Consider the following 21,893-nt stretch of genomic DNA (forward strand, 5'->3'; position numbering starts at 1 on the left):
AGTTGTCAACATAACATCAACAACGGACGTGCGAGGTTATCATGCGCCACTCTCAGAAAGGGGCATCGTTTTTTGGCTGGTTGGCGGTTATTGCGCTGCTGGTATTTGCGATGGTCATTGCGATGAAGCTGGTTCCTATTTACATGGACCATTTTGCCCTGCGCAATATCGTGACTTCGGTTAACGAGGACCCTAGCCTCAAGATTCGTTCAATGCGTGATTTGAACTCCCACATCAGCAAGGGGCTGCAGATCAACAGTATTCGCGATATCGATGCGAAGGAAGCAATCAAGGTTACTGCCAGTGGCAATGATGCCTACACGGTGGTGATCAAATACGAGCAACGCGCGCCATTGCTCGACACAGTGGACCTACTGGTTCATTTTGACGAAACTCATATTATCAGACCTTTAAAGTGAGCAATCAGCTAGACCGACTGGAACGCAGGATAGGCTATCAGTTCAAGGATCAGGACCTCTTGGTGCTGGCCTTGACTCACCGTAGTCTCGGTGGCCGAAACAATGAACGGCTGGAGTTTTTGGGCGACTCGATTCTTAACTTTGTCGCCGCCGAAATGCTCTTTCAACACTTTCCGCAGGCACGCGAAGGTCAGCTCTCACGCCTGCGTGCACGTTTGGTCAAGGGTGTGACCCTGGCTGAACTGGCCAAGGGCTTTGAGTTGGGCGAGTATCTTCGTCTGGGCTCTGGCGAGCTTAAAAGCGGCGGTTTCCGCCGCGAATCCATTCTTGCTGATGCGACTGAAGCGATTATTGGCGCCATCTATCTTGATAGCGGGATGGAGGCGGCTCGCGAGCGCGTGCTGGATTGGCTGGTTGGTCATATTTCGACCTTGACGCTGGTCGACAATAACAAGGATCCGAAAACCCGACTGCAGGAGTTTCTGCAGTCGCGGCAGAGCGAACTGCCTCGTTATGAGGTGATTGAGAGTAGTGGTGAAGCCCACTGCCGTACCTTCAAAGTGGACTGCCAGGTTGATCTGCTGGCGCAGCCTACGTTCGGTGAAGGTAATAGTCGTAGACTGGCTGAGCAGAAAGCGGCTCAGTTGGCCCTTATTGCCCTGGGTGTGGAGAAAGCAGATGACTGAAGCTGTCAGCCGTTGTGGTTATGTTGCCATTGTCGGGCGTCCCAACGTTGGCAAGTCGACCTTGCTGAATCATATTCTTGGCCAAAAGTTGGCAATTACCTCGCGTAAGCCGCAAACCACGCGGCACACCATGTTGGGTATCAAGACTGAAGAGGCCATTCAGGCTATTTATGTAGACACACCGGGTCTGCATAAGGAAAACGAGAAGGCGCTCAACCGCTTCATGAACAAGAGCGCCAGTCAGGCGTTGCGTGATGTCGATGTTGTGCTCTTTGTCGTGGATCGTACCCGCTGGACGGACGAGGACCAGATGGTCTTTGATCGAGTGCAGTACGTTACTTGCCCGATTATCCTGGTGGTCAACAAGGTTGATCGAATGGATGACAAAAGCGAGGTCTTGCCGCACCTGGAGTGGCTGACTGCGCAACTACCCAATGCTGAGGTGGTGCCGGTGTCGGCCTTGCATGGTCGTAATATCGAGCTACTGGAGCAACTGATCGCCGAGCGTTTGCCCGAGAGTGAACACTTCTACCCGGAAGATCAGCTTACTGACCGCAGCTCCCGTTTCCTGGCTGCAGAGCTGGTGCGCGAGAAAGTCATGCGCCAGCTGGGCGCCGAGATCCCTTATCAGGTTGCCGTCGAAATTGAGCAGTTCAAACAGGAGGGCAAGATTTTGCATATTCATGCCTTGATTCTGGTTGAGCGCGATGGTCAGAAGAAGATCATTATTGGTGACGGTGGCGACCGTCTGAAGAAAATTGGTCAAGAGTCCCGGCTCGATATGCAAAAGCTGTTCGGCAGCAAGGTTATGTTGCACTTGTGGGTTAAAGTGCGCCGAGGCTGGTCGGACGACGAACGCGCGTTGAGTTCGCTGGGCTATCGTTTCGACGACTGATTCGGCGTCCTCGCCATGATCCTCGATCTGCAGCCGGCCTACGTGCTGCATAGCCGACCCTACCGCGACAGCAGTGCGCTGGTGGATCTGCTGACGCTGCATGGTGGATTGCAGCGTGTTGTCTGGCGGGGGGCGCGACGCGGCAAGGGTATACGCCCGCAAGCTTTCACCCCGCTGTTGGTGGCGCTCTATGGCCGCGGCGAACTCAAAACCCTAAAGCAGGCCGAGGTTGCCGGTAGCCATGTTCGCCTGCAGGGGGAAGCACTTTTCAGCGGGCTCTATCTCAATGAGTTATTGGTCCGTTTGCTGTCTTTCGGCGATCCGCAGACATTACTCTTTTCCGCCTATCAAACTGCACTGGAACAACTGGTCGGAGAGCGCTCGGTAGAGCCGGTTTTGCGTGAATTCGAGTGGCAACTGCTTGACCTGATGGGCTACGGTTTCAGTTTGTTGCACGACGCGCAGGATCAACCGCTGTTACCGTCCGCGCTTTACCTGTGGGATGCTGAGCAGGGACTGCTGCGAGTTGACCGAGAGCAGCCTGGGTTGCTCCCCGGCGCAGGGCTGTTGGCGATGGCAGTCAGTGACTGGCAGCATCCGGCGGCGCTGCATACGGCTAAGAGGTTAATGCGCAAAGCGCTCGCGGTGCACTTGGGCGATCGGCCGCTGATGAGTCGCCAGCTGTTTTCCGTGGGGCGTGACGCCAAGTCTTGAGCTTTTTATCGCGGCGACTTACGGTCGTTAGCAATGACAGGAGATGTTCAGCATGAGTGAGATTAGTCGTGTGTTGCTTGGAGTTAATATCGATCATGTTGCCACCTTGCGCGAGGCTCGCGGTACGCGGTACCCGGACCCGGTCCAGGCAGCCATTGAAGCGGAGCAGGCCGGTGCGGATGGGATTACGGTGCACCTACGCGAGGATCGCAGGCACATTCAGGAACGTGACGTTCTGCTGTTGGCAGAGGTGCTGCAAACGCGGATGAACTTTGAGATGGCAGTCACCGACGAAATGATCGCTTTTGCGGAAAAGCTCAAGCCGGCCCATGTTTGCCTTGTGCCCGAGCGGCGTGAAGAGCTGACCACCGAGGGCGGGTTGGATGTCTGTGGCAATGAGGCTCGTGTGCAGTCGGCAGTAGAGCGTCTGTCGGCCGCAGGCTCAGAAGTGTCTCTGTTTATTGATCCGGACGCGCGTCAGATTGAGGCTGCGAAACGCGTCGGGGCGCCGGTGATTGAATTACACACAGGGCATTATGCTGATACCGAAGGTGCCGAGCAGCGCGACGCACTCAAGCGTATTCAGACTGCCGTAACTTATGCACGCAAGCTGGGGCTGGTGGTCAATGCAGGCCATGGGTTGCATTACCATAATGTCGAGCCAATCGCGGCCATAGCGGGTATCAACGAGCTGAACATTGGTCACGCTATTATCGCGCGCGCGCTATTTTCCGGTCTTGCCAGCGCGGTGAAGGATATGCGCTCGCTGATTCTCGACGCTGCTGCGCGGCCATGATTCGCGCTATTGGCACTGATCTGGTACTGGTGTCGCGCATTGAAGCCGTGCTGGGGCGTCAGGGTGAACGCTTCGCCAGGCGTATATTGACGGCGACGGAGTTTCAACGGTTTGCCGTGCATCGCCAGCCAGCCCGTTTCTTGGCTAAGCGTTTTGCCGCTAAAGAGGCGATCCTCAAGGCGCTGGGCACTGGGCTGGCTGGCGGACTGTCATGGCAGCATATGCAAATTGATAACGATCCGGCTGGCGCGCCCTTGGTGCAGCTGAGTGGTGTTGCGGCAGAGCGTCTGGAGCTGGGCGGAGGCGGCCGCATGTTGCTGTCGTTGAGCGATGAGCGTGAGCAGGCGCTGGCCTTTGCCGTATGGTCACTCGACTGAGGTTATTTCCAGCAACCGCTCCATGGCTTGCATCATCAGGGTGATCTCCACCTCTGCAGCCCCGCCTTCTTTCAGTCTGGTCTCGGCACGCAGACAGGCTTGACGCAGTTCCGGAACGCCACAGTATCGCGTGGCGCCGTGCAGTTTGTGCACGGTTTCCAGCAAGGCCTCCTGGTCACCGTTTGTCATAGCCTGAGCCATACGTGTGCGCTCACCAGGTAGGCCAGCCAGCAACATCTCCAGCATGTCACTAGCCAGGTCGGCTTTGCCCGCAGCTAGGCGCAGGCCCTCCGCAGGGTCTACCACCAGCGGGCTCGGCTTGGATAGAACCTCAGGTTGGGCTGCTTGTGGCGGTGGGGTAAGCAGTTGCTGCCCGGTCCACTTCTCAATACATTCGCGCAGTTGCTCGGGGCTGATTGGCTTGCACAGGTAGTCATTCATGCCGCATTTGAGCAGGCGCCGACGTTCGTCTGCCAGCGCGTGCGCGGTGAGCGCGATAATCGGCGCCGGGTGCTGGTCGCTTAGCTCCTCACGCAAGCGAATTTCCTCAGTGGTCTGGCGGCCATCCATGCCGGGCATTTGCACGTCCATGAAAATCAGGTCGAAGCGTTGCTCATGCAAAACCTCTAATGCCTCTTCGCCACTGCCGACGCTTAGCACTCGGGTGCCCATTTCTGACAAAAAGGTTTCCACCAGCTTAAGATTAGCTTCGTTGTCATCCACGCACAGTACGCTAACCGAACCTGGGTTCTCGCGCCTCTCTGTTTGCTGGCTTAGCTGTTGTGTGGCCAGCAGACTGCGTGGTTGCAATAACTGAGTCGCTGCGCGAAATAGTTTGCGCGTGCACAGCGGCTTGGATAACACGGCGCAGTGCGCACCGGGCAGGCTATCTAGTTGCTGGGTGTGCTCCGTCGTATTGGTCATCAGAATGCTTTGGCAGCGTCCACTGTCAGCCCAGTCGCGCATGCAGGCCAACATGGCCGACATAGATGTGTCGAGCGCTGGGCTGCCCAGTAAAACGAGGCGAATATCCTGACCGTCGGGCATGTCCAGTGCGCGTTCCAATGCACTCAGATCTGGATACTGGTTAATCTCCAGCCCCAGATCCTGCAGGCAATGAACCAGCGCCTGCCGGCTTAGTTGCTGAGGCTCGCAGAGTGCCACCCTGATACCTTTCAATGGCTGGATAGGCAGATCGTCACTGGCTTGGCTGGACTTTTTCAGGCGAATGGTCAGCCAGAACTCGGAGCCTTCATTAACGGCGCTGTTGAGTCCGATATCGCCATGCATTTGCTCAACCAGGCGTTTGGTAATGACCAGCCCCAGGCCGGTGCCGCCGGGTTGGCGTGAGAGCGAGTTATCTACCTGGCTGAATGCTTTGAATAACGACTTTTGTTGGGCGCTGGTCAGACCTTCGCCAGTGTCGGTGACGCTCAGGCGCAGCGTTACGTGATCCTCGTCTTCGTCCTCCAGCATAGTGCGCAGGCAGACTGAACCCTCGTGGGTGAACTTGATGGCGTTGCTGACCAGATTGGAGAGAATCTGTTTGAGTCGCAAGGCATCACCGCTAAGTCCCAGCGGCGCGTCGCGGTAGATCAGGCTGACGAGCTCGAGGTCTTTTTGATGCGCGGCTGGTGCGAGCATCGTCAGGGTGTCCTGAATCAGATCGCGCAGATTGAATGGCATGTTTTCCAATACCAATTTGCCGGCTTCGATTTTCGAGAAATCGAGAATCTCATTGATAATGGCCAGCAAGTTGTCGGCAGACTTGGTGATGGTGCCCAGGTATTCTTCCTGGCGTGACGTCATTTCGGTACGTTGCAGCAGGTTACTGAAGCCGAGAATGCCGTTTAGTGGCGTGCGCAGTTCGTGGCTCATGTTGGCGAGAAATTCTGACTTGATGCGATTCGCTTCCTGTGCGGTTTTGCGCGCCATATCGAGTTCGATATTTTGTACTTCAATGGTTTCCAGCGTTTGTCGCAGATCTTCGGTCGCTTGATCCACGTTTTGTTGCAGCTCGCCCTGTGCGCTTTGCAGTGCCTGGGCCATGGTATTGATCCCGCTGGCGAGATCGTCCAGTTCGCGGCTGCCCTGTTCGTCCAGCCTGACGTCGAGTTGCCCCCTGCTGATACGTGCGATTGTTTGGTTGATATGTGCGATCGGACCTATGATTCGCTGGCCCATAGCGCTAACCAGCGCCCCGGTTATAAGCAAGCCGATCATAATCAGTACCAGCGTGGTCAGCAGACTTTGATAACTGCGTAGCAGTGTATTGCCGTGACTCAGTTCTACTTCCAGCCAGCCAAGCAGGGCATCAGGTTCAAGGTCGGGGCGATCCACCTTTTCCAGCAGGCCGGGACTGGCCAGCAGTGGTAGCGTGAAGTGGGTGCTTTGTTTGCTGGCCTGAATCTGCAGGCCGGTTCCGGCAGCCAGGCCGGTCTCCGGTAGGGTTCGGCCTGCCAGGTGCATTTGTGGGCCGCTATGCTCAAGCAACTGCTTGTCGCTGTCGTACAGCGAAATTGAACGCACGTCCTGGTAGTTCAGTGCGCGACTCAATGTGCTGCGCAGGCGCTCTGGTTGGCGTGCCAGAAGCGCTTCGGCCGCTGGCCGCTGCAGGTGCTCTGCGGTCATCTGGCCGCGTTCCAGCAACTGTTGCTCCAGGTCCTGCAATTGCTGCCAACTGAAGTAACCACCCAGCACCAGAGCGAGCAGGCCGCAGGGGAGCAGGGTCATTAGCAGAATGCGGGTCTTTATGCCGATCTCGTTCATTGTGTATATCCGCCAAGCCGATGCCGGTATCATAGGCCGACTGAAAAGAAAGCGCAGCCTTGGCTGGTGATTTGCTCCGTGACCAGGCTCCCAGGATGAACAATGACGATTGAATATCCCACTATTGCCGAATGTATTGGCAATACCCCTATGGTGCGGCTGCAGCGGTTGCCAGGCACTACCAGTAACACCATTTTGGTCAAGCTTGAGGGTAACAACCCTGCCGGTTCGGTCAAGGATCGGCCCGCGCTGTCCATGATTGAGCATGCCGAACGGCGCGGTGCCATTACACCTGGCGATACCCTGATTGAAGCAACATCGGGTAACACCGGCATAGCACTGGCAATGGTTGCCGCGATGAAGGGCTATCGCATGGTGTTGATCATGCCAAACAATATGAGCGCTGAGCGTAAATCGGCCATGACGGCCTACGGTGCCCAGTTGATTGAAGTGACGCAGTCGCAGGGTATGGAAGGTGCGCGTGATATGGCGCTGCGCATGCAGGCTGAAGGTCGCGGCAAGGTGCTGGATCAGTTTGGCAACCAGGATAACCCTGAGGCGCACTATCACGGTACCGGCCCAGAAATATGGCGCGACACGGGCGGCAGCGTTACCCACTTTGTCAGCTCTATGGGCACGACAGGGACCATTATGGGAACCTCGCGCTATCTCAAGGAGCAGAACCCGGCCATCCAGATTGTGGGTTTGCAGCCGGTTGAGGGCGCTTCTATTCCGGGCATTCGGCGCTGGCCAAAAGAGTACCTGCCAACGATTTTTGATGAGACGCGCGTCGACCGGATAATCGATATGGGCCAGGAAGAGGCCGAAATCACCATGCGCCGGCTGGCGCGTGAAGAGGGCATCTTTTCGGGTGTTTCTTCTGGTGGCTCGGTCGCCGCCGCGTTGCGTTTGAGTGCCGAAGTCGAGAATGCGGTAATTGTTGCCATTGTTTGCGACCGTGGCGACCGTTATCTGTCGACCGGGATCTATGATGGTGAAGCATGAGCAGGCAACGGGCGCGGCAGCCGCGCCGGCAAAGCAGTGACTCTCCTGCAGCTATAGGTCAGCGTATTGAGCTGAATCTGGAGCGCCTGGCTCATGATGGGCGAGGCATTGGCCGTTGGCAGGGGCGCACCGTTTTCGTTGAGGGTGGGCTACCGGGTGAGCGGGTTCAAGCACGCGTCGTTCGAGCGCGCAGCAAGTTGATTGAAGCCCGTCAGGAACAGCTGCTGCAGGTTAGTCCTGAGCGTTTGCAGCCGCGTTGTGAGCACGCAGAGCTCTGTGGCGGTTGCAGTCTGCAGCATATGCCGCATAGCAGCCAATTAGCGATCAAGCAGCAGACGCTCGCGCAGCAGCTGCAGCATTTTGCGGGTGTTCAGCCTGACCAATGGGCTGCGCCGCTCGAGGGCCCTGCTTACGGATATCGCCAGCGAACTCGTGTGTCCGTGCGCTGGCAGCCCAAGCGCAATGAGCTGGAGGTTGGCTTTCGGCAGCGTGCCAGTAGTGACCTGGTGCAGGTGCACGAGTGCCCGGTTCTCATTCCTGCATTGCAGACAGTTATTGCCGAGCTACCGGCGCTGCTGCGCTCGCTGGCGGATCCGCGTTCCCTCGGGCATGTTGAGCTGATTGGCGGTGAGCAACCCGCTTTGGTACTGCGTCATACCAGTGCACTCTGCGAGTCGGACCTGCAGTTGCTGGACGGCTTTACGCAACAGCACGGCTTGGCTTGTTGGCTCCAGCCGGGTGAGGTGGAGTCGTTGCATTGTGTGACGCCTGGCGCCGCGGAACCAAGCTACCGGCTACCTGATCAGGACTTGCAGCTGAGCTTCGGGCCTGGCGACTTTACTCAGGTCAATGCCGCGGTCAATCAAGCCATGGTTAATCAGGCACTAGACTGGCTGGCGTTGCAGCCAGGCGAGTCGGTGCTGGATCTGTTTTCTGGTGTGGGTAATTTTGCTTTGGCCATGGCCCGGCAGGGCGCCGCGGTTACCGGTATTGAAGGCAGCGAGCTGATGGTGGCGAGAGCACAGCAGAACGCACGGGATAATAAGCTCGATGCGTTGCACTTTCTTGCTGCGGACTTGTCGAACCCTCTCATATTGCCGGCTGCTGCCCCAGCATTCACCGCAGCCTTGCTTGATCCGCCACGAGATGGCGCTCAGCAGTTGGTCCTGGATCTGGCAGAGCTGGGAGTCAAGCGCATACTTTATATTTCCTGCAACCCGGCAACGCTAGCGCGGGATGCAGGTATTTTGGCGACTAAAGGTTATAGCCTGGTCAAGGCGGGGGTGATGGATATGTTCCCGCAAACCTCGCACGTGGAAGCCATGGCATTGTTCCGCAAGCATTAGCACGGCTAGTGCGGCGGACGAGGATAATAAGATGGTACAGGTCAGGGCGGAACATCCGACCAATCGAGACGGCAGCATCAACATCGACGCATGGATTGAGCGTATCGATAAGCGACTCAATCTGGCAACTCCGGAGGTATTACGCGAGGCCTGCGAGTGGGCTTGCGAACTGGAGCGTGCCGCCATTGCGGCGGAGAACATTTGGGCAGACGGCACCAATAGTTTTTTGACCGGGCTTGAGATGGCGGAAATTCTCGCTGATCTCAAGCTGGATCAGGACTCGCTGGTGGCTGCGGTGGTGTATCGCGCAGTGCGTGAGCGCAAGACCGATTTGCTCGCAGTCGAGCATCGTTTTGGCGAGGTGGTAGCGCAGTTGGTTGACGGCGTGCAGCGCATGGCCGCCATCAGTGTCTCGCAGAATGCCGGCAAGAATACGGTATTCAGTCCGCATGCCCAGGTCGAGAGCCTGCGCAAGATGTTGGTCACCATGGTAGACGATGTCCGGGTCGCGCTGATCAAGCTGGCAGAGCGAACCTGTGCTATTCGTGCCGTCAAGGATGCGCCGGAAGAAAAACGCTATCGGGTTGCCCGTGAGGTATTCGATATCTATGCCCCGCTAGCCCACCGCTTGGGCATTGGCCACATCAAGTGGGAGCTGGAAGATCTCTCTTTCCGTTATCTGGAGCCAAACCAGTACAAGCAGATTGCCAAGCTGCTGGATGAGCGTCGTCTCGACCGGCAGGAATACATCGATACTGTCATGGCGCAAGTGCGTGCTGCGCTGGAAGAAGCGTCCATTTTTGGCGACATTACCGGCCGTGCCAAGCATATCTACTCCATCTGGAGGAAGATGCAGCGTAAAGGCATCGACTTCAGTCAAGTCTATGACGTGCGCGCCGTTCGTATTCTGGTGCCGCAGGTGCGTGACTGTTATACCGCACTGGGAATAGTCCATAGCCTGTGGCGGCATATCCCTAACGAGTTTGACGACTACATTGCCAACCCCAAAGAGAATGGCTATCGCTCGCTGCACACGGCGGTTGTCGGCCCTAATGGCAAGGTGCTTGAAGTGCAAATCCGTACCCAGGCGATGCACGAGGAAGCTGAGTTGGGGGTGTGTGCGCACTGGCGCTACAAGGGAACCGATACCGGCTCTTCGTCCAACGCCTACGAAGACAAGATTGCCTGGTTACGCCAGGTGCTTGAGTGGCACGAGGAAATGGGCGACATCGGCGGTCTGGCAGATCAACTCCGGGTGGATTTTGAACCGGACCGTATCTATCTATTTACCCCTGATGGCCACGTGCTGGACGTACCCAAGGGCGCTACGCCACTGGATTTCGCCTATCGGGTCCACACTGAAATTGGCCATAGCTGCCGTGGCGCCAAGGTAAACGGGCGCATCGTTCCGCTTAATTACATTCTGCAAACGGGTGAGCAGGTCGAGATCATTACCGGCAAGCACAGTAACCCCAGCCGGGATTGGCTCAATTCGAATCTGGGCTACGTCAATACCTCGCGGGCGCGGGCCAAAGTCCAGCATTGGTTCAAGCAGCAGGCGCGCGAGCAGAACGTGCAGGCCGGCAAGTTGATGCTGGAGCGAGAGCTTACTCGTCTAGCGCTTAATGGCGCCGATTATGCCCAGTTGATCGATCGGCTGGGTATCAAGGGCCAGGAAGATCTGTTTGCCGCAGTAGGGTCAGGGGATATGCGTCTGGCCCACGTCGTCGGGGTTGCGCACCAGCTCGTGGAGCCGGACCGCCACAGCGAGCAGCTGGAGTTAATACCCAAGAAGCAGAGCAAGGTGGGGCGCCGTGGCGACGTTTATATACAAGGCGTTGGCAACCTCATGACCCAGCTCGCTGGCTGCTGTCAGCCGGTTCCGGGCGACCCTATCATTGGCTATATCACCCTCGGCCGCGGCGTTACCGTGCATCGCGCTGACTGTGCCAACGCCATGCAGCTGCAGGACCAGGACTCTGAACGACTGATAGAAGTGAACTGGGGCGGCGCGCCGGTGCAGACCTATCCGGTAGAAATCTACATCAAGGCGTATGACCGCTCCGGTCTGCTGCGTGATGTGTCGTTGATGCTGGCTAACGAGAAGCTCAATGTGCTGGAGGTGAGCACCCGCACCAATAAGGACGATAACTACGCAGCTATGCTGCTGACCATTGAGGTTCCTAACCTTAACCTTCTAGGACGCCTGTTGGGGCGTATCAGTCAGCTGCCCAACGTGATCGAGGCGCGTCGTAATCGACAGGAGAACCGGGCGTGAGTTATCAACTTGATGACTTGTTGTATCTCATGGCGCGCTTGCGCGACCCACAGCATGGCTGCCCATGGGATCTGGAGCAAAATTTCGCCTCTATAGTGCCGCATACGCTGGAAGAAGCTTATGAAGTGGCTGATGCCATTGAGCAGGGCGACTTTGAGCAGTTACGCGGCGAGTTGGGCGATTTACTGTTTCAGGTGGTGTATTACGCTCAGTTGGGTAAAGAAGTGGACCGCTTTGGCTGGCCTGAAGTCGTGGACGGCATTACTCGAAAGTTACTGCGCCGCCATCCGCATGTATTTCCTGACGGCAATCTGCGCACGCCACCCGGCACTCTGACGCTGGCGCCGGAGCAGATCAAGCAGCGCTGGGAAGAGATCAAGGCTGAGGAGCGCGCGGAGAAGGCAGTTCAGCCGCAACAGCTGTCATTGCTCGATGACGTGCCTCAGGCGTTGCCCGCGCTGAGTCGTGCGCAGAAATTACAGAAGCGTGCTTCAGGTGCCGGTTTTGATTGGCCAGACGCGGCACCCGTTGTCGACAAAATTGCCGAGGAACTGGACGAAGTGCGCGCCGCGTTGAGCCAAGGGGATGCCGCCGCCGTAGCGGAGGAAATGGGTGACCTGCTGTTTTGCGTGGTAAACCTTGCGCGTCATCTTGGCGTGGATGCTGAGCATGCGCTGCGCGAGGGCAACAACAAGTTTGAGCGGCGTTTTCGCTTTATAGAGCAGCAGTTGCGTGATCGCAGCAGCAGTGTTGAGCAAAGCGATCTGGCTGAGCTGGATAGGCTGTGGGATCAAGCCAAGCAACAAGGGCTTTGATCGCCCACCTTTACTGCGCGATCTATCACTCAGGGCACCTTTGAAAAAGATGCCCTTTTTTGCGCTTGAGCTGAGTGCAAGCGCAGGCTAGTGCTGTATTTCCTGTTGTTGTTCCACCAGCTGCTGTAGATGCTTGCGGCTGAGAGCCAGATATCTCGGAGTTGCGCCTTCATCCTTGTACAAAGGATCGCCCAGCTCGTCGCGCGATATGACCTCCGTGCCTGCTTGATAGGGCAGGCTGGCTTCGAGTTCTTCCAGTGCCGAGCTGAGCAGATCGGTAATCAGATCTTCAACCTGGCGCTTGGGATACATTTCGTGCAGCGCTGCCAGACGGGCAGCGTCCTCCAGGCAGAGTTTTACCTCGTAGCTGTTTCGCGTTACGCGGCCCTTTGCAGTCTGTTCCCAGTTTTGGGTGAGTTCACGGATCTTCATGGTTCCCCCTAGTCCTATTGGATTCGCTTGTGGCGACATTTCCAGCATAGACCATTTGTGCCTTACGCTAGTGGTTTAGGCAGCTTTGTACTGCCTGATTTCATCGCACTTACTACTCTTGACCCCTTGTCAGCGTCTTTGTTGCATCGCATGCTGTTTATCTACTCGGCCGGAGGAACCTGTATGACTGAAATTGATGCTCGCCTGCGTGAAGACGTAAACAAGCTGGGCACTCTGCTTGGGCAAACTATCAAGGCGCATTTGGGCGACGATTTTTTGCAGCGTATTGAGCGTATTCGTCTTGGCGCCAAACAGGGGCGCAAGCAGGATGGTGCAGCCCATGAAGAGCTGCTGGCTGCGTTGCAGGATCTGCCTGACAACCAACTGCTACCAGTCTGCCGCGCCTTTAATCAGTTTCTCAATCTGGCCAATATCGCGGAACAGCATCACCGTATTCGTCGGCGGCGCGCAGATGAGCCGCTGGAATTTGAGATGCGCTGCGTCAGTGACCTGCTAGGTCGTTTGCAGGATGAAGGCTTTAGCTCTGAAAGGATCATGCAACAGGTCAATACGCTGGACATCGAGCTGGTTCTGACGGCACACCCAACCGAGGTAACACGCCGTACGCTGATTCAGAAATACGATGCCATTGCAGAAGCATTGGCCCGCGGTGATCACGACGACCTGACGGCTGCTGAGCATGAATCCGTGCGCCAGGACCTGGCGCGGCTGATCAGCGAGGCCTGGCATACCGACGAGATTAGACATAATCGCCCAACGCCGGTCGACGAAGCGAAGTGGGGGTTTGCTGTCATTGAACATTCTCTGTGGCAGGCGCTACCCCAATTTCTGCGCAGCTTTGATGCAGATATTCATGCCGCAACCGGCGAGCATCTGGGGTTGCGCGCCGCGCCGGTACGTATCGCCTCCTGGATGGGCGGTGACCGCGACGGTAATCCCAACGTGACTGCGCCGGTGACGCGAGAGGTGTTACTGCTTGGCCGCTGGATGGCGGCGGACCTGTATCTGCGAGACATCGAAGCATTGGCTAACCAGTTATCCATGCATGCTGCTACAAATGAGTTGTTGGCGCTGGCGGGTAACGTAGCCGAGCCTTACCGTGCGGTGCTCAAGCAATTAAGAACGCGACTGCTGGCAACGCGTGACTGGGCCGAGACCGCCCTCACCGATGAGGTTGCGCCCGCAGATGCGGTGCTACAAAGTCTGGACGAGCTGCGCGGTCCGCTTGAGGCCTGTTATCAATCGTTAGTCCAGCTCGGTATGCGGCGCATTGCCCACGGCCCCTTGCTGGATACCTTGCGTCGCGTTAATGCGTTTGGTCTGGGTCTGGTTAAACTGGATATTCGCCAGGATGCGGGGCGGCATGCAGACGTCTTCACCGAGCTGACGCAGTACCTGCAGCTTGGTAATTACGCCGAGTGGGACGAAGAGGCGCGCTGCCGGTTTCTGTTAACCGAGCTGCACAATCGTCGTCCGTTGCTGCCGACTGACTGGAAGCCCAGCGCCGACGTCGCTGAAGTTTTGGCTACCTGCAGTGTCGTCGCCAGCCAGCCGGAGCTGATGCTCGGCTCCTATGTGATCTCCATGGCATCGCACCCCTCTGACGTGTTGGCGGTCAAACTGCTGCTGAAAGAGACCGGCGTACAGTGGCCGATGCGCGTGGCGCCCTTGTTTGAAACCCTGGCGGACCTGGATCACGCAGCTGACGCTATCGATCGCCTGTTGTCACTGAAGGACTATCGTGCGTTGGTCGGCGATGAGCAGGAGGTGATGATTGGTTACTCCGACTCAGCCAAGGATGCGGGCACATTGGCTGCGGGCTGGGCTCAGTATCGGGCTCAGGAAGCGCTGGTGAAGGTTTGCCAGCAACGTGGCGTGCGTCTGCGTCTGTTTCATGGTCGCGGCGGCACTGTTGGCCGGGGCGGCGCTCCGGCACATATGGCGATCTTGTCGCAGCCACCCGGGTCGGTGCAGGGGCAGCTGCGGGTAACCGAGCAGGGCGAGATGATCCGCTTCAAGTTTGGCTTGCCAGGTATCGCCATTCAAAGCTTCCAGCTCTATGCCAGCGCGGTACTGGAAGCCAGTCTGCTGCCGCCGCCTGCCCCTGAACCGGCGTGGCGCGAGCTGATGCAACGGTTGGCGGATCGCTCGGTTGAGGTGTATCGCGGCGTCGTGCGCGAGGAGCCGCAGTTTGTCGAGTATTTTCGGCAGGCGACGCCAGAGCAGGAACTGGCTCGGTTACCATTGGGTAGTCGTCCAGCCAAACGCCGCAGCCAAGGCGGTATCGAGACCTTGCGCGCTATTCCCTGGATATTCGCCTGGACCCAGACACGTCTGATGTTGCCAGCTTGGCTGGGCGCCGGGCAGGCGTTGCAAGAGGCTCTGGATGCCGGCGAAGGCGCTGCTTTACAGGATATGATGGCAGGCTGGCCGTTCTTTCTGGCGCGGATTGAAATGCTTGAAATGGTCTTGTCCAAGGCGGATGCAGGTATTTCGCGTTTTTATGAACAGCGTTTGGCCAGTCCAGAACTCTGGCCCCTTGGCGAGCGGCTGCGCGCAGATCTGCAGCAGGCCACAGAGGTCATTCTCACTGTGCGCGGCAGCGACACGCTATTGGCCCACAACCCGGCGCTGGGTGAGTCCGTTGCGGTGCGAAATCCCTACACGGACCCCTTGCATCTGCTGCAGGCGGAATTGATGGCGCGCACGCGGGCGCAAGGCGAGCGCATCGATCCTGATCTGGAACGCGCCTTGCTGGTCACTGTGGCCGGTATTGCTGCAGGGATGCGCAATACCGGTTGATCGCCGTTGAAGGGCGCCATTGCCAGCTGGTTTTAGGCGTCTTTTATATTTAATTCAATAAGTTATATGGGTGCGACAATGGTCCTGCTTGTGCGCGCTGGCGCGTGCGTGTATGTTGAACGCCCTTTTGCCCCCGCCTGCGTGGGTTGAATAGTTTTTTTGACGGCCTACGCGCCTGTCCTCTGCCAAGGTTTGGCCAGTTGCCGCCGTTGGCGTGGTTTCAGTTAGACGAGGAGTAAATCATGCGAGTCATCCTGTTAGGCGCCCCTGGTGCGGGCAAGGGTACCCAAGCACAGTTTATCTGTGAGCGTTTCGGTATTCCGCAGATTTCTACTGGCGACATGCTGCGTGCAGCGGTCAAGGCGGGTACTGATCTGGGTAAGCAGGTCAAGGAAGTCATGGACAGTGGCGGGCTGGTCTCCGATGATCTGATCATCGGTTTGATCAAGGAACGTATCACTCAGGATGACTGCGCCAATGGTTTTCTGTTTGATGGCTTTCCGCGCACTATTCCGCAGGCTGAAGCGCTGGTAGATGCGGGTATCAAGCTGGATCACGTGCTGGAAATCGCTGTCGCTGACGAAGAGATTGTTGCGCGTATGTCCGGGCGTCGCGTACATCCGGGTTCGGGCCGCATCTATCACGTCGACCATAACCCGCCGAAAGTCGCGGGCAAGGATGACGTGACTGGTGATGAGTTGATTCAGCGCGAAGACGACAAAGAAGAAACCGTGCGCAAGCGCTTGCAGGTTTACCACACTCAGACCAAGCCACTGGTCGAGTTTTACCGCGAGCAGGCTGCCGCAAACGGTGCGCCCAAGTGCTCCAAGGTAGAAGGTGTTGGCTCGGTAGAGCAGATCACCACCAAGGTGTTGGCAGCGCTGAGCTGATCTTCATCTGATGTGGCAAAGGCCCGTGTTGACGTCCTGTCGCACGGGCCTTTGCATTTGGGTAGAATTCCAGCCCACTTTGAACTCAATACGGATTGCCCATGACCACACTGCTAGCTCTGGATACCGCTACCGAGGCCTGTTCAGCAGCCTTGCTGCATGAGGGTGAAGTGGTCTATCGCAGCGAGGTTATTCCACGTGAGCATGCACAGCGTATTTTGCCGATGCTGCAAGAGCTGATGCTGGAGCGCGGCATTACTCTTGGCGACGTGGATGCGCTGGTGTTTGGTCGCGGCCCGGGCGCTTTCACTGGCGTGCGCATTGCTACCGGCATGGTACAGGGCCTGGCTTTTGCCAGCGGCAAGCCGGTTATCGCTATTTCTAACCTGGCAGCCTTGGCGCAGCGCGCCTGGCGCGAGCATCAGGCTGAATACGTTGCGGCCGCCATTGATGCGCGCATGGATGAAGTTTATTGGGGTGTATTTGCCCTTAATGATGGCGTTATGCGGCCACTTTGCGACGAGCGGGTATGTGCGCCGGAGCAGGTTGAGTTGCCGCTCGAGACCGGGCAGGCCGATGTGGCGGGAGCGGGTACCGGCTGGCAGTTGGCTGATCGCCTGGCGGTCAAGCCGTCGCGGTACTGGTCCGACATGCTGCCTGATGCGCGCGACCTGCTGGCGCTGGCCTTACCGCGCTGGCTGGCGGGTGAGGTGCTTGATGCCGCCGACGCCCAGCCCATCTATTTGCGCGACAAGGTTGCCACGCCCAAGGCGCAGCGCTAATCTGAGCGTCTTGATAGCGGAGAATCATCAGTGCGTGTTGACGGCCTGAATCCATACAATACGCTCCCGGAGCGCAGCAATCGTAACGTTACCAGCGCTGCGCCGGTTGATGCTGCGCGTGCGCCAGCCGCAGAGCAGGCCAATAGCGTATCGGCTAGTCGCTCGCTGACAACCCGCTCGGTCAATGCCACCTCCGCTAATGCCGAGTACATTCCCGCTCGCCGTGAGATTCAGCAACCCGTTTATGGTCGTGCTAACCAGGCGTTGGCCAGCTACGAGGCGACTGCCAGTATTCCCGTGGATGGCGAGTCGAATAGTGTCTTCGGCATCGATCTGTTCGCCTGATCTGTGGCGGTACCTGATCACAACCCCATTTTGCTGGGCTGCACACAATGGTCCGACCCTGTTTGGCAGGGCACGCTGTACAGTTCCGGCAGTGATGCCGATCAGCGACTGGCGCAATATTGCAGTGTGTTTGCTGCGGTAGAGGGCAATACCACCTTTTATTCCTTGCCCGGCGCTGATCGCGTAGCGCGTTGGGCTGAGTTGATGCCGACTGATTTTCGCTTTTGCGCCAAGTTGCCGCGCGACATCAGCCATGGTTCGCGGTTGACCGCAGATGCCCCCGCGCTGCGCGACTTCTTTACGCGCATGGCGCCGCTCGGACAGCGTCTTGGTCCTATCTGGCTGCAACTGCCCCAGCGCTTCTCTCCCGCAAGAACCGCTGAGTTGATTGCTTTTCTGGATGCGTTGCCGCGCGACTTTGACTACGCCGTAGAAGTGCGTCATCTCGATTTTTTCCGCAAGGATAAGAACGAGCAGCACCTCAATCGCCAATTACACGAGCGAGGTATTGAGCGCATTATCTTTGATACCCGCGCGCTCTTTGCCAGTGATGACGCCTCGGCGGCCACGCTTGAAGCCAAGGAGCGTAAACCCCGTCTGCCGGTGCACGCGGTGGCGCTATCCAACCGACCTGCTGTGCGTTTTGTCGGCGGTATGGATAACAGTGCTAATCTGCGAGCGCTAGAGCCCTGGCTGAATAAATGTGCCGAGTGGTTGCGCTCGGGGCACCAACCCATGATCTTTATGCATACGCCCGATAACCGGCTGGCCCCACAACTCGCGCGCCTGTTTTATCAGCAATTACAGAAGCGGGTACCCAGTCTGCCGGTCATGCCGTGCTGGCCCGGTGAGCAGGAAGCGGCCATGCAACCTGAGCAGGTTGATCTGTTTTGACTAGGAATAAATATGGTGGATAGGGAGTACGCTGAATGAGCCGTGATGACGGCCGGGTCACCCTGGCATTGGCGGGTGCCGAAGGATTTGAGCAGGCTTCAGCGGAACTGGCGCAGCGCTTGCTGCTACCCTTGCAAGCGCCGGATAGGCCGCTGGCAGAGCTGTTACTGTGTCTGGATGAGCAAGGCCTGAGTCTGCGAAGCACTGAGGCTGATGTCCCGGGAGCGGCAGCCACCGGTGCGGTGCGGGTTGATTTCGTCGGTGGTGCGCTGGCTCACCGTCGTCAGTTTGGCGGCGGCGCCGGGCAAATGGTCGCTCGCGCGGTGGGTATTCGCGGTGCGGTGCGCCCCAGTATCCTTGATGCTACCGCAGGCTTGGGGCGCGATGCCTTCGTTATGGCGTCACTTGGCTGTGACGTGACCTTGCTGGAGCGTCAGCCGGTTATTGCTGCCTTGCTGGAAGATGGTCTCAGGCGCGCCCGCGAAGCAGGAGGGGAGGTGGCCGAGATAGCTAGCCGGATGCGGCTCATTCACTGTGATGCCATTAGCGCGCTGTGCGATTGGTCTGAGGCTATCCCGCAGGTGATTCACCTGGATCCGATGTTTCCACATCGGGAAAAGTCGGCCTTGGTCAAAAAGGAAATGCGGCTGTTTCGGCCGCTCGCTGGTGATGACAACGACGCTCCAGCCCTGCTTCGCGCCGCCTTGGCGCTGGCGAGCCATCGAGTTGCAGTAAAAAGGCCGCGTAAGGCGCCGGCCATTGCAGGCCCAGCACCCAGTGCGGAGATGAAAGGGCAGTCCAGCCGCTACGATATTTACGGCAAGAAGCGGCTGGAGTAACCCTTTATTCCGCCGTTGAGCTGCGCGCTACCTGGCGAATCGAAAGCCGAATTTCGGCGCTCAATACCCGCTTGGCAATGTTTTCCGCGATGTCTTCCAGCCCTGCTACATAGTGCAGTCGACCTTCCTCATCCGCGCTGACAACGTGCAGGTCGATAAGGCGCTGGATAAATTGGCGAAACAGCGTCTTGTCGAAAAACTCGGGGGCATTCAGACCGTGCAGTATCGACAGTCGCTGAGCCATCACCGAGCACAATGCCTCCAACTGCTCGGCAGTCTGTGTGCCATTGGGGAAATTCAGCAATAAAGCGGACGCCATGTAAAAGCGCTCGAGAACCTGGATGATGCTGCGCGACAGCAGGCTTAGCATGACAAAGTCGCTTGAGCTGAGGTCGGGGCGGTGAATTTGTTCATCCTCTTCACGCAGTAGCCCTTGCTCTACCAGGCTGTCGACCCAGGTTTGTATCGCTTGCGGCAGCGTCTGTTCGTCCCATTGCAAAAACAGCTCGCCCTGCAGATAAGGGTAAATGCCCAGAATCAGACGTTCGATCTGTGAGCGCTTCATGCGCGGATTATTCTGGAACAGACAGGCAATCAACGCAGGCAGTACGACCAAGTGCACAATATTATTGCGGTAGTAGGTCATCAGTACGGCTTGCGGCTCATCCAGGACCATGATTTCGCCCAGGGCGTCAGACTGGCGCTGAATCATCTGCATGTCTTCCACATGCTTGATCATCGCCTGCCCATCCATGTCGGGCAGGGTCACGCTGGCGCTGTAAGGTACCTGGCGCAGCAGTGCGGCGTATCGGTCGAGTACCCGTGCCAGTGACGTTTCATCCAGCGCCAGGCGCGCGGTAGACAGCATAGCGAGCGCGACCAGATTGACCGGGTTGACGTCTGCTGCGGCACTGATTGCACTGGTCAGGGTGCGCGCCAACTGATTAGTGGTGTCGTTAAGCCAGGCTGGTCGGTAGTCCGGTGCCAATGGCTGCTTACGCCAATCTGGCTGCTGCTGATCGAGGAAATCAGCCAGCGGCAAAGGTTCGCCAAAGTTGACGGCTACCTGACCGAAGCGCAGCTTGAGCGCAGAAATGACCTGGAACAGATCAAAAATAGACTCTTTTTTCTTGCTTTGTCCGCGTAGTTCGCCGAGGTATGTGCGGCCTTCCAGTACCCGTTCATAGCCGATGTAGACAGGTACAAACACGATGGGGCGACGCGGCGAACGCAGAAAGCTGCGCAGCGTGATTGCCAGCATGCCGGTTTTCGGGCTGAGCATGCGGCCGGTGCGCGAGCGACCGCCTTCGATGAAGTATTCGACCGGGAAGCCGCGGCTGAACAGCGTGTGCAGGTATTCGTTGAAAACCGCGGTGTAAAGCTGATTACCTTTGAACGTACGCCGCATGAAGAAGGCGCCGCCACGGCGCAGGATGCCGCCGATTACCGGCATGTTGAGATTGATGCCAGCGGCAATATGCGGTGGCGTAAGGCTGTTACGCACCAGCAAATAGGAGAGCAGAAGATAATCGATATGACTGCGATGGCAGGGTACGTAGATGATCTCGTTGCCCCGTGAAATGTCGTGTACTCGCTTGATATTATTTACTTTTATGCCGTCGTAAAGCTTGTTCCAAAACCACGAAAGCACCACTTCAAGAAAGCGGATGATGCTGTAGGTAAAGTCCGAGGCAACTTCGTTGGCGTAGCGTGCCGCGAGTGCCTGCGCCTTGTCCTGGCTGATGTTGTTCTCGGCCGCTTCGCGGCGTATCGCTTCTTTCACCATGGGCGCGTGCAGCATGCCTTTGAGCAGCGTGCGACGGTGAACCAGTTCAGGGCCGACGACGGCTGCGCGCTGATGGCGGAAGTGAACCCGCAGTAGACGGTTGACCCGGCGCAGGTGGCGTTCGTGGTCGGGTTCACCTGCGGTCAATGTCTGCAGTGACAGGCTTTCGCCGAAGTGCACCCGAATCTTGCGCCCGTGCACCAGTATTGCGAGCAGTTTGCGCAAACGCCCACCGACCCAATTATAGGCAAACAGCAGCTTGATCGGCGAAGACTCAGCATCGGGCGATAGTCCCCAGAAGACGGTGATCGGTACCAGCTGAACTTCAGTACAGCCTTGTTCGGCTGCGTCGAGAATTTGCCCCATGCGCGGTGATTGGCGGCGCAAGTCAGGCCTGCCAACCCAGGAGCGCTCGTTACTCAGAAAAACGTAGGATTCGTGTTGGTCCAGAGGCTCGCGTGGCGGCCTTACTGGCCGAGGTAGTCCCGCCCTGACGCACTCACGGTCAGCGACGATAAGATCAGACAGGGAGCGGTAGGGTAAAACGTAGATCACCGGCTTGAGTGGGTCGACTTTAAGGTCGCCAGCGGGATTGCCAATGCTTTTTGATTTAGCCCAGACATAAAGCAGACGTCTGGCCAGGCCAAAACGCATGCGACCGAATAAAGAGGAGTAGTCTGCGGGCATAGTGTTCTCAAGGCAGTTGAATCGCTGACAGTCCTGCTGTCAGGGGCTTAGGCACGAATTCTATCGCGTTTGCACGGCAGTAACAGCCCGGCTTGTGCGAGATCGTCCGGCGCGCCGGTATATCCTTGCTTGAAATGCGTACGGGGGATTCATATAGTCGTTGCCCTGAGCGCAACGCGTTCCAGTAAAATTGAACTCATTCCGCGCTGTGACAAACGGCTGCAGGTTTTACACCCGGGAAGTGTGAACCAGCGCACGTTGCCATTGTCCATGACCATGCGTTCAATCCTGGAAAGAAGCGAGTGCCTGGCAGCG

19 protein-coding genes are annotated in these 21,893 nt (G+C 57.5%); 16 read left to right on the plus strand and 3 right to left on the minus strand.

What is annotated here, in order from left to right:
- The first annotated feature begins 41 nt into the window (after positions 1 to 41).
- Genes EF096_RS05470 through acpS form a run of 6 tightly spaced genes read left to right on the plus strand, consistent with a single transcriptional unit; the run spans position 42 to position 3,887 of the window.
- Entirely contained in the window at positions 42 to 419 is a 378-nt protein-coding gene (locus EF096_RS05470; RefSeq protein ID WP_123888613.1) for a DUF4845 domain-containing protein, read from the plus strand.
- Positions 416 to 1,105 carry a ribonuclease III gene (rnc, locus tag EF096_RS05475; protein ID WP_123888614.1) on the plus strand — a complete coding sequence of 230 codons (690 nt, stop codon included), beginning with the start codon at positions 416 to 418 and terminating at the stop codon, positions 1,103 to 1,105. The genes EF096_RS05470 and rnc overlap by 4 nt, the downstream gene beginning before the upstream one ends.
- On the plus strand, positions 1,098 to 2,000 hold the full coding sequence (gene era, locus EF096_RS05480) for a GTPase Era (protein WP_123888615.1): 903 nt from the start codon (positions 1,098 to 1,100) through the stop codon (positions 1,998 to 2,000). The genes rnc and era overlap by 8 nt, the downstream gene beginning before the upstream one ends.
- A gap of 15 nt (positions 2,001 to 2,015) precedes the next feature.
- The gene (recO, locus tag EF096_RS05485) at positions 2,016 to 2,714 is read left to right on the plus strand and encodes a DNA repair protein RecO (RefSeq protein ID WP_123888616.1); all 699 of its coding nucleotides are present in this window, start codon (positions 2,016 to 2,018) and stop codon (positions 2,712 to 2,714) included.
- A gap of 52 nt (positions 2,715 to 2,766) precedes the next feature.
- Entirely contained in the window at positions 2,767 to 3,510 is a 744-nt protein-coding gene (gene pdxJ, locus EF096_RS05490; RefSeq protein ID WP_123888617.1) for a pyridoxine 5'-phosphate synthase, read from the plus strand.
- Positions 3,507 to 3,887 (plus strand): holo-ACP synthase, encoded by a 381-nt coding sequence (gene acpS / locus EF096_RS05495; RefSeq protein ID WP_123888618.1) that lies wholly within the window; start codon positions 3,507 to 3,509, stop codon positions 3,885 to 3,887. Before pdxJ ends, acpS begins: the two co-directional genes overlap by 4 nt.
- On the opposite strand, the gene EF096_RS05500 is transcribed toward acpS, so the two are convergent.
- Positions 3,876 to 6,656, minus strand: coding sequence for a response regulator (locus EF096_RS05500; protein ID WP_123888619.1), 2,781 nt, complete (start codon positions 6,654 to 6,656; stop codon positions 3,876 to 3,878). The two genes, acpS and EF096_RS05500, sit on opposite strands and share 12 nt — an antisense overlap.
- 102 nt (positions 6,657 to 6,758) lie before the next feature.
- Between EF096_RS05500 and cysM the strand changes: the two genes are divergently transcribed.
- The 4 genes from cysM to mazG are packed head-to-tail and all read left to right on the plus strand — an operon-like array spanning position 6,759 to position 12,100.
- A complete protein-coding gene (gene cysM, locus EF096_RS05505) occupies positions 6,759 to 7,661 on the plus strand; it encodes a cysteine synthase CysM (protein WP_123888620.1) in 903 nt (300 codons plus the stop codon).
- Positions 7,658 to 9,007: a 23S rRNA (uracil(1939)-C(5))-methyltransferase RlmD gene (rlmD, locus tag EF096_RS05510; RefSeq protein WP_123888621.1), complete on the plus strand. Its 1,350-nt coding sequence runs from the start codon at positions 7,658 to 7,660 to the stop codon at positions 9,005 to 9,007. Before cysM ends, rlmD begins: the two co-directional genes overlap by 4 nt.
- A 31-nt stretch (positions 9,008 to 9,038) precedes the next feature.
- Entirely contained in the window at positions 9,039 to 11,285 is a 2,247-nt protein-coding gene (gene relA / locus EF096_RS05515; protein WP_123888622.1) for a GTP diphosphokinase, read from the plus strand.
- The gene (gene mazG, locus EF096_RS05520) at positions 11,282 to 12,100 is read left to right on the plus strand and encodes a nucleoside triphosphate pyrophosphohydrolase (protein WP_256671250.1); all 819 of its coding nucleotides are present in this window, start codon (positions 11,282 to 11,284) and stop codon (positions 12,098 to 12,100) included. Before relA ends, mazG begins: the two co-directional genes overlap by 4 nt.
- A gap of 87 nt (positions 12,101 to 12,187) precedes the next feature.
- Here the strand turns inward: mazG and EF096_RS05525 are convergent, their stop codons facing one another.
- Positions 12,188 to 12,532: a pilin assembly protein gene (locus EF096_RS05525; protein WP_123888623.1), complete on the minus strand. Its 345-nt coding sequence runs from the start codon at positions 12,530 to 12,532 to the stop codon at positions 12,188 to 12,190.
- Between the two features lie 183 nt (positions 12,533 to 12,715).
- Here EF096_RS05525 and ppc point away from each other — a divergent pair, with 183 nt between their 5' ends.
- From ppc to EF096_RS05555, 6 genes are all read left to right on the plus strand, one after another.
- On the plus strand, positions 12,716 to 15,355 hold the full coding sequence (gene ppc, locus EF096_RS05530) for a phosphoenolpyruvate carboxylase (protein ID WP_123888624.1): 2,640 nt from the start codon (positions 12,716 to 12,718) through the stop codon (positions 15,353 to 15,355).
- 242 nt (positions 15,356 to 15,597) lie between these two features.
- Positions 15,598 to 16,245 carry an adenylate kinase gene (gene adk / locus EF096_RS05535; protein WP_123888625.1) on the plus strand — a complete coding sequence of 216 codons (648 nt, stop codon included), beginning with the start codon at positions 15,598 to 15,600 and terminating at the stop codon, positions 16,243 to 16,245.
- Positions 16,246 to 16,346: 101 nt separating this feature from the next.
- Entirely contained in the window at positions 16,347 to 17,027 is a 681-nt protein-coding gene (gene tsaB, locus EF096_RS05540) for a tRNA (adenosine(37)-N6)-threonylcarbamoyltransferase complex dimerization subunit type 1 TsaB (protein ID WP_123888626.1), read from the plus strand.
- 30 nt (positions 17,028 to 17,057) lie between these two features.
- On the plus strand, positions 17,058 to 17,372 hold the full coding sequence (locus EF096_RS05545; protein ID WP_123888627.1) for a hypothetical protein: 315 nt from the start codon (positions 17,058 to 17,060) through the stop codon (positions 17,370 to 17,372).
- A gap of 3 nt (positions 17,373 to 17,375) precedes the next feature.
- The gene (locus EF096_RS05550) at positions 17,376 to 18,266 is read left to right on the plus strand and encodes a DUF72 domain-containing protein (protein WP_235869639.1); all 891 of its coding nucleotides are present in this window, start codon (positions 17,376 to 17,378) and stop codon (positions 18,264 to 18,266) included.
- Between the two features lie 35 nt (positions 18,267 to 18,301).
- The gene (locus EF096_RS05555; RefSeq protein WP_123888628.1) at positions 18,302 to 19,105 is read left to right on the plus strand and encodes a class I SAM-dependent methyltransferase; all 804 of its coding nucleotides are present in this window, start codon (positions 18,302 to 18,304) and stop codon (positions 19,103 to 19,105) included.
- 4 nt (positions 19,106 to 19,109) lie between these two features.
- Here EF096_RS05555 and plsB read toward each other — a convergent pair whose 3' ends face one another.
- Positions 19,110 to 21,578, minus strand: a complete 2,469-nt coding sequence (plsB, locus tag EF096_RS05560; RefSeq protein WP_123888629.1) for a glycerol-3-phosphate 1-O-acyltransferase PlsB — start codon at positions 21,576 to 21,578, stop codon at positions 19,110 to 19,112.
- Positions 21,579 to 21,893: the final 315 nt, after the last annotated feature.

This window comes from Pseudomonas neustonica (assembly GCF_003797945.1).
Classification (GTDB): Bacteria; Pseudomonadota; Gammaproteobacteria; order Pseudomonadales; family Pseudomonadaceae; genus Halopseudomonas; species Halopseudomonas neustonica.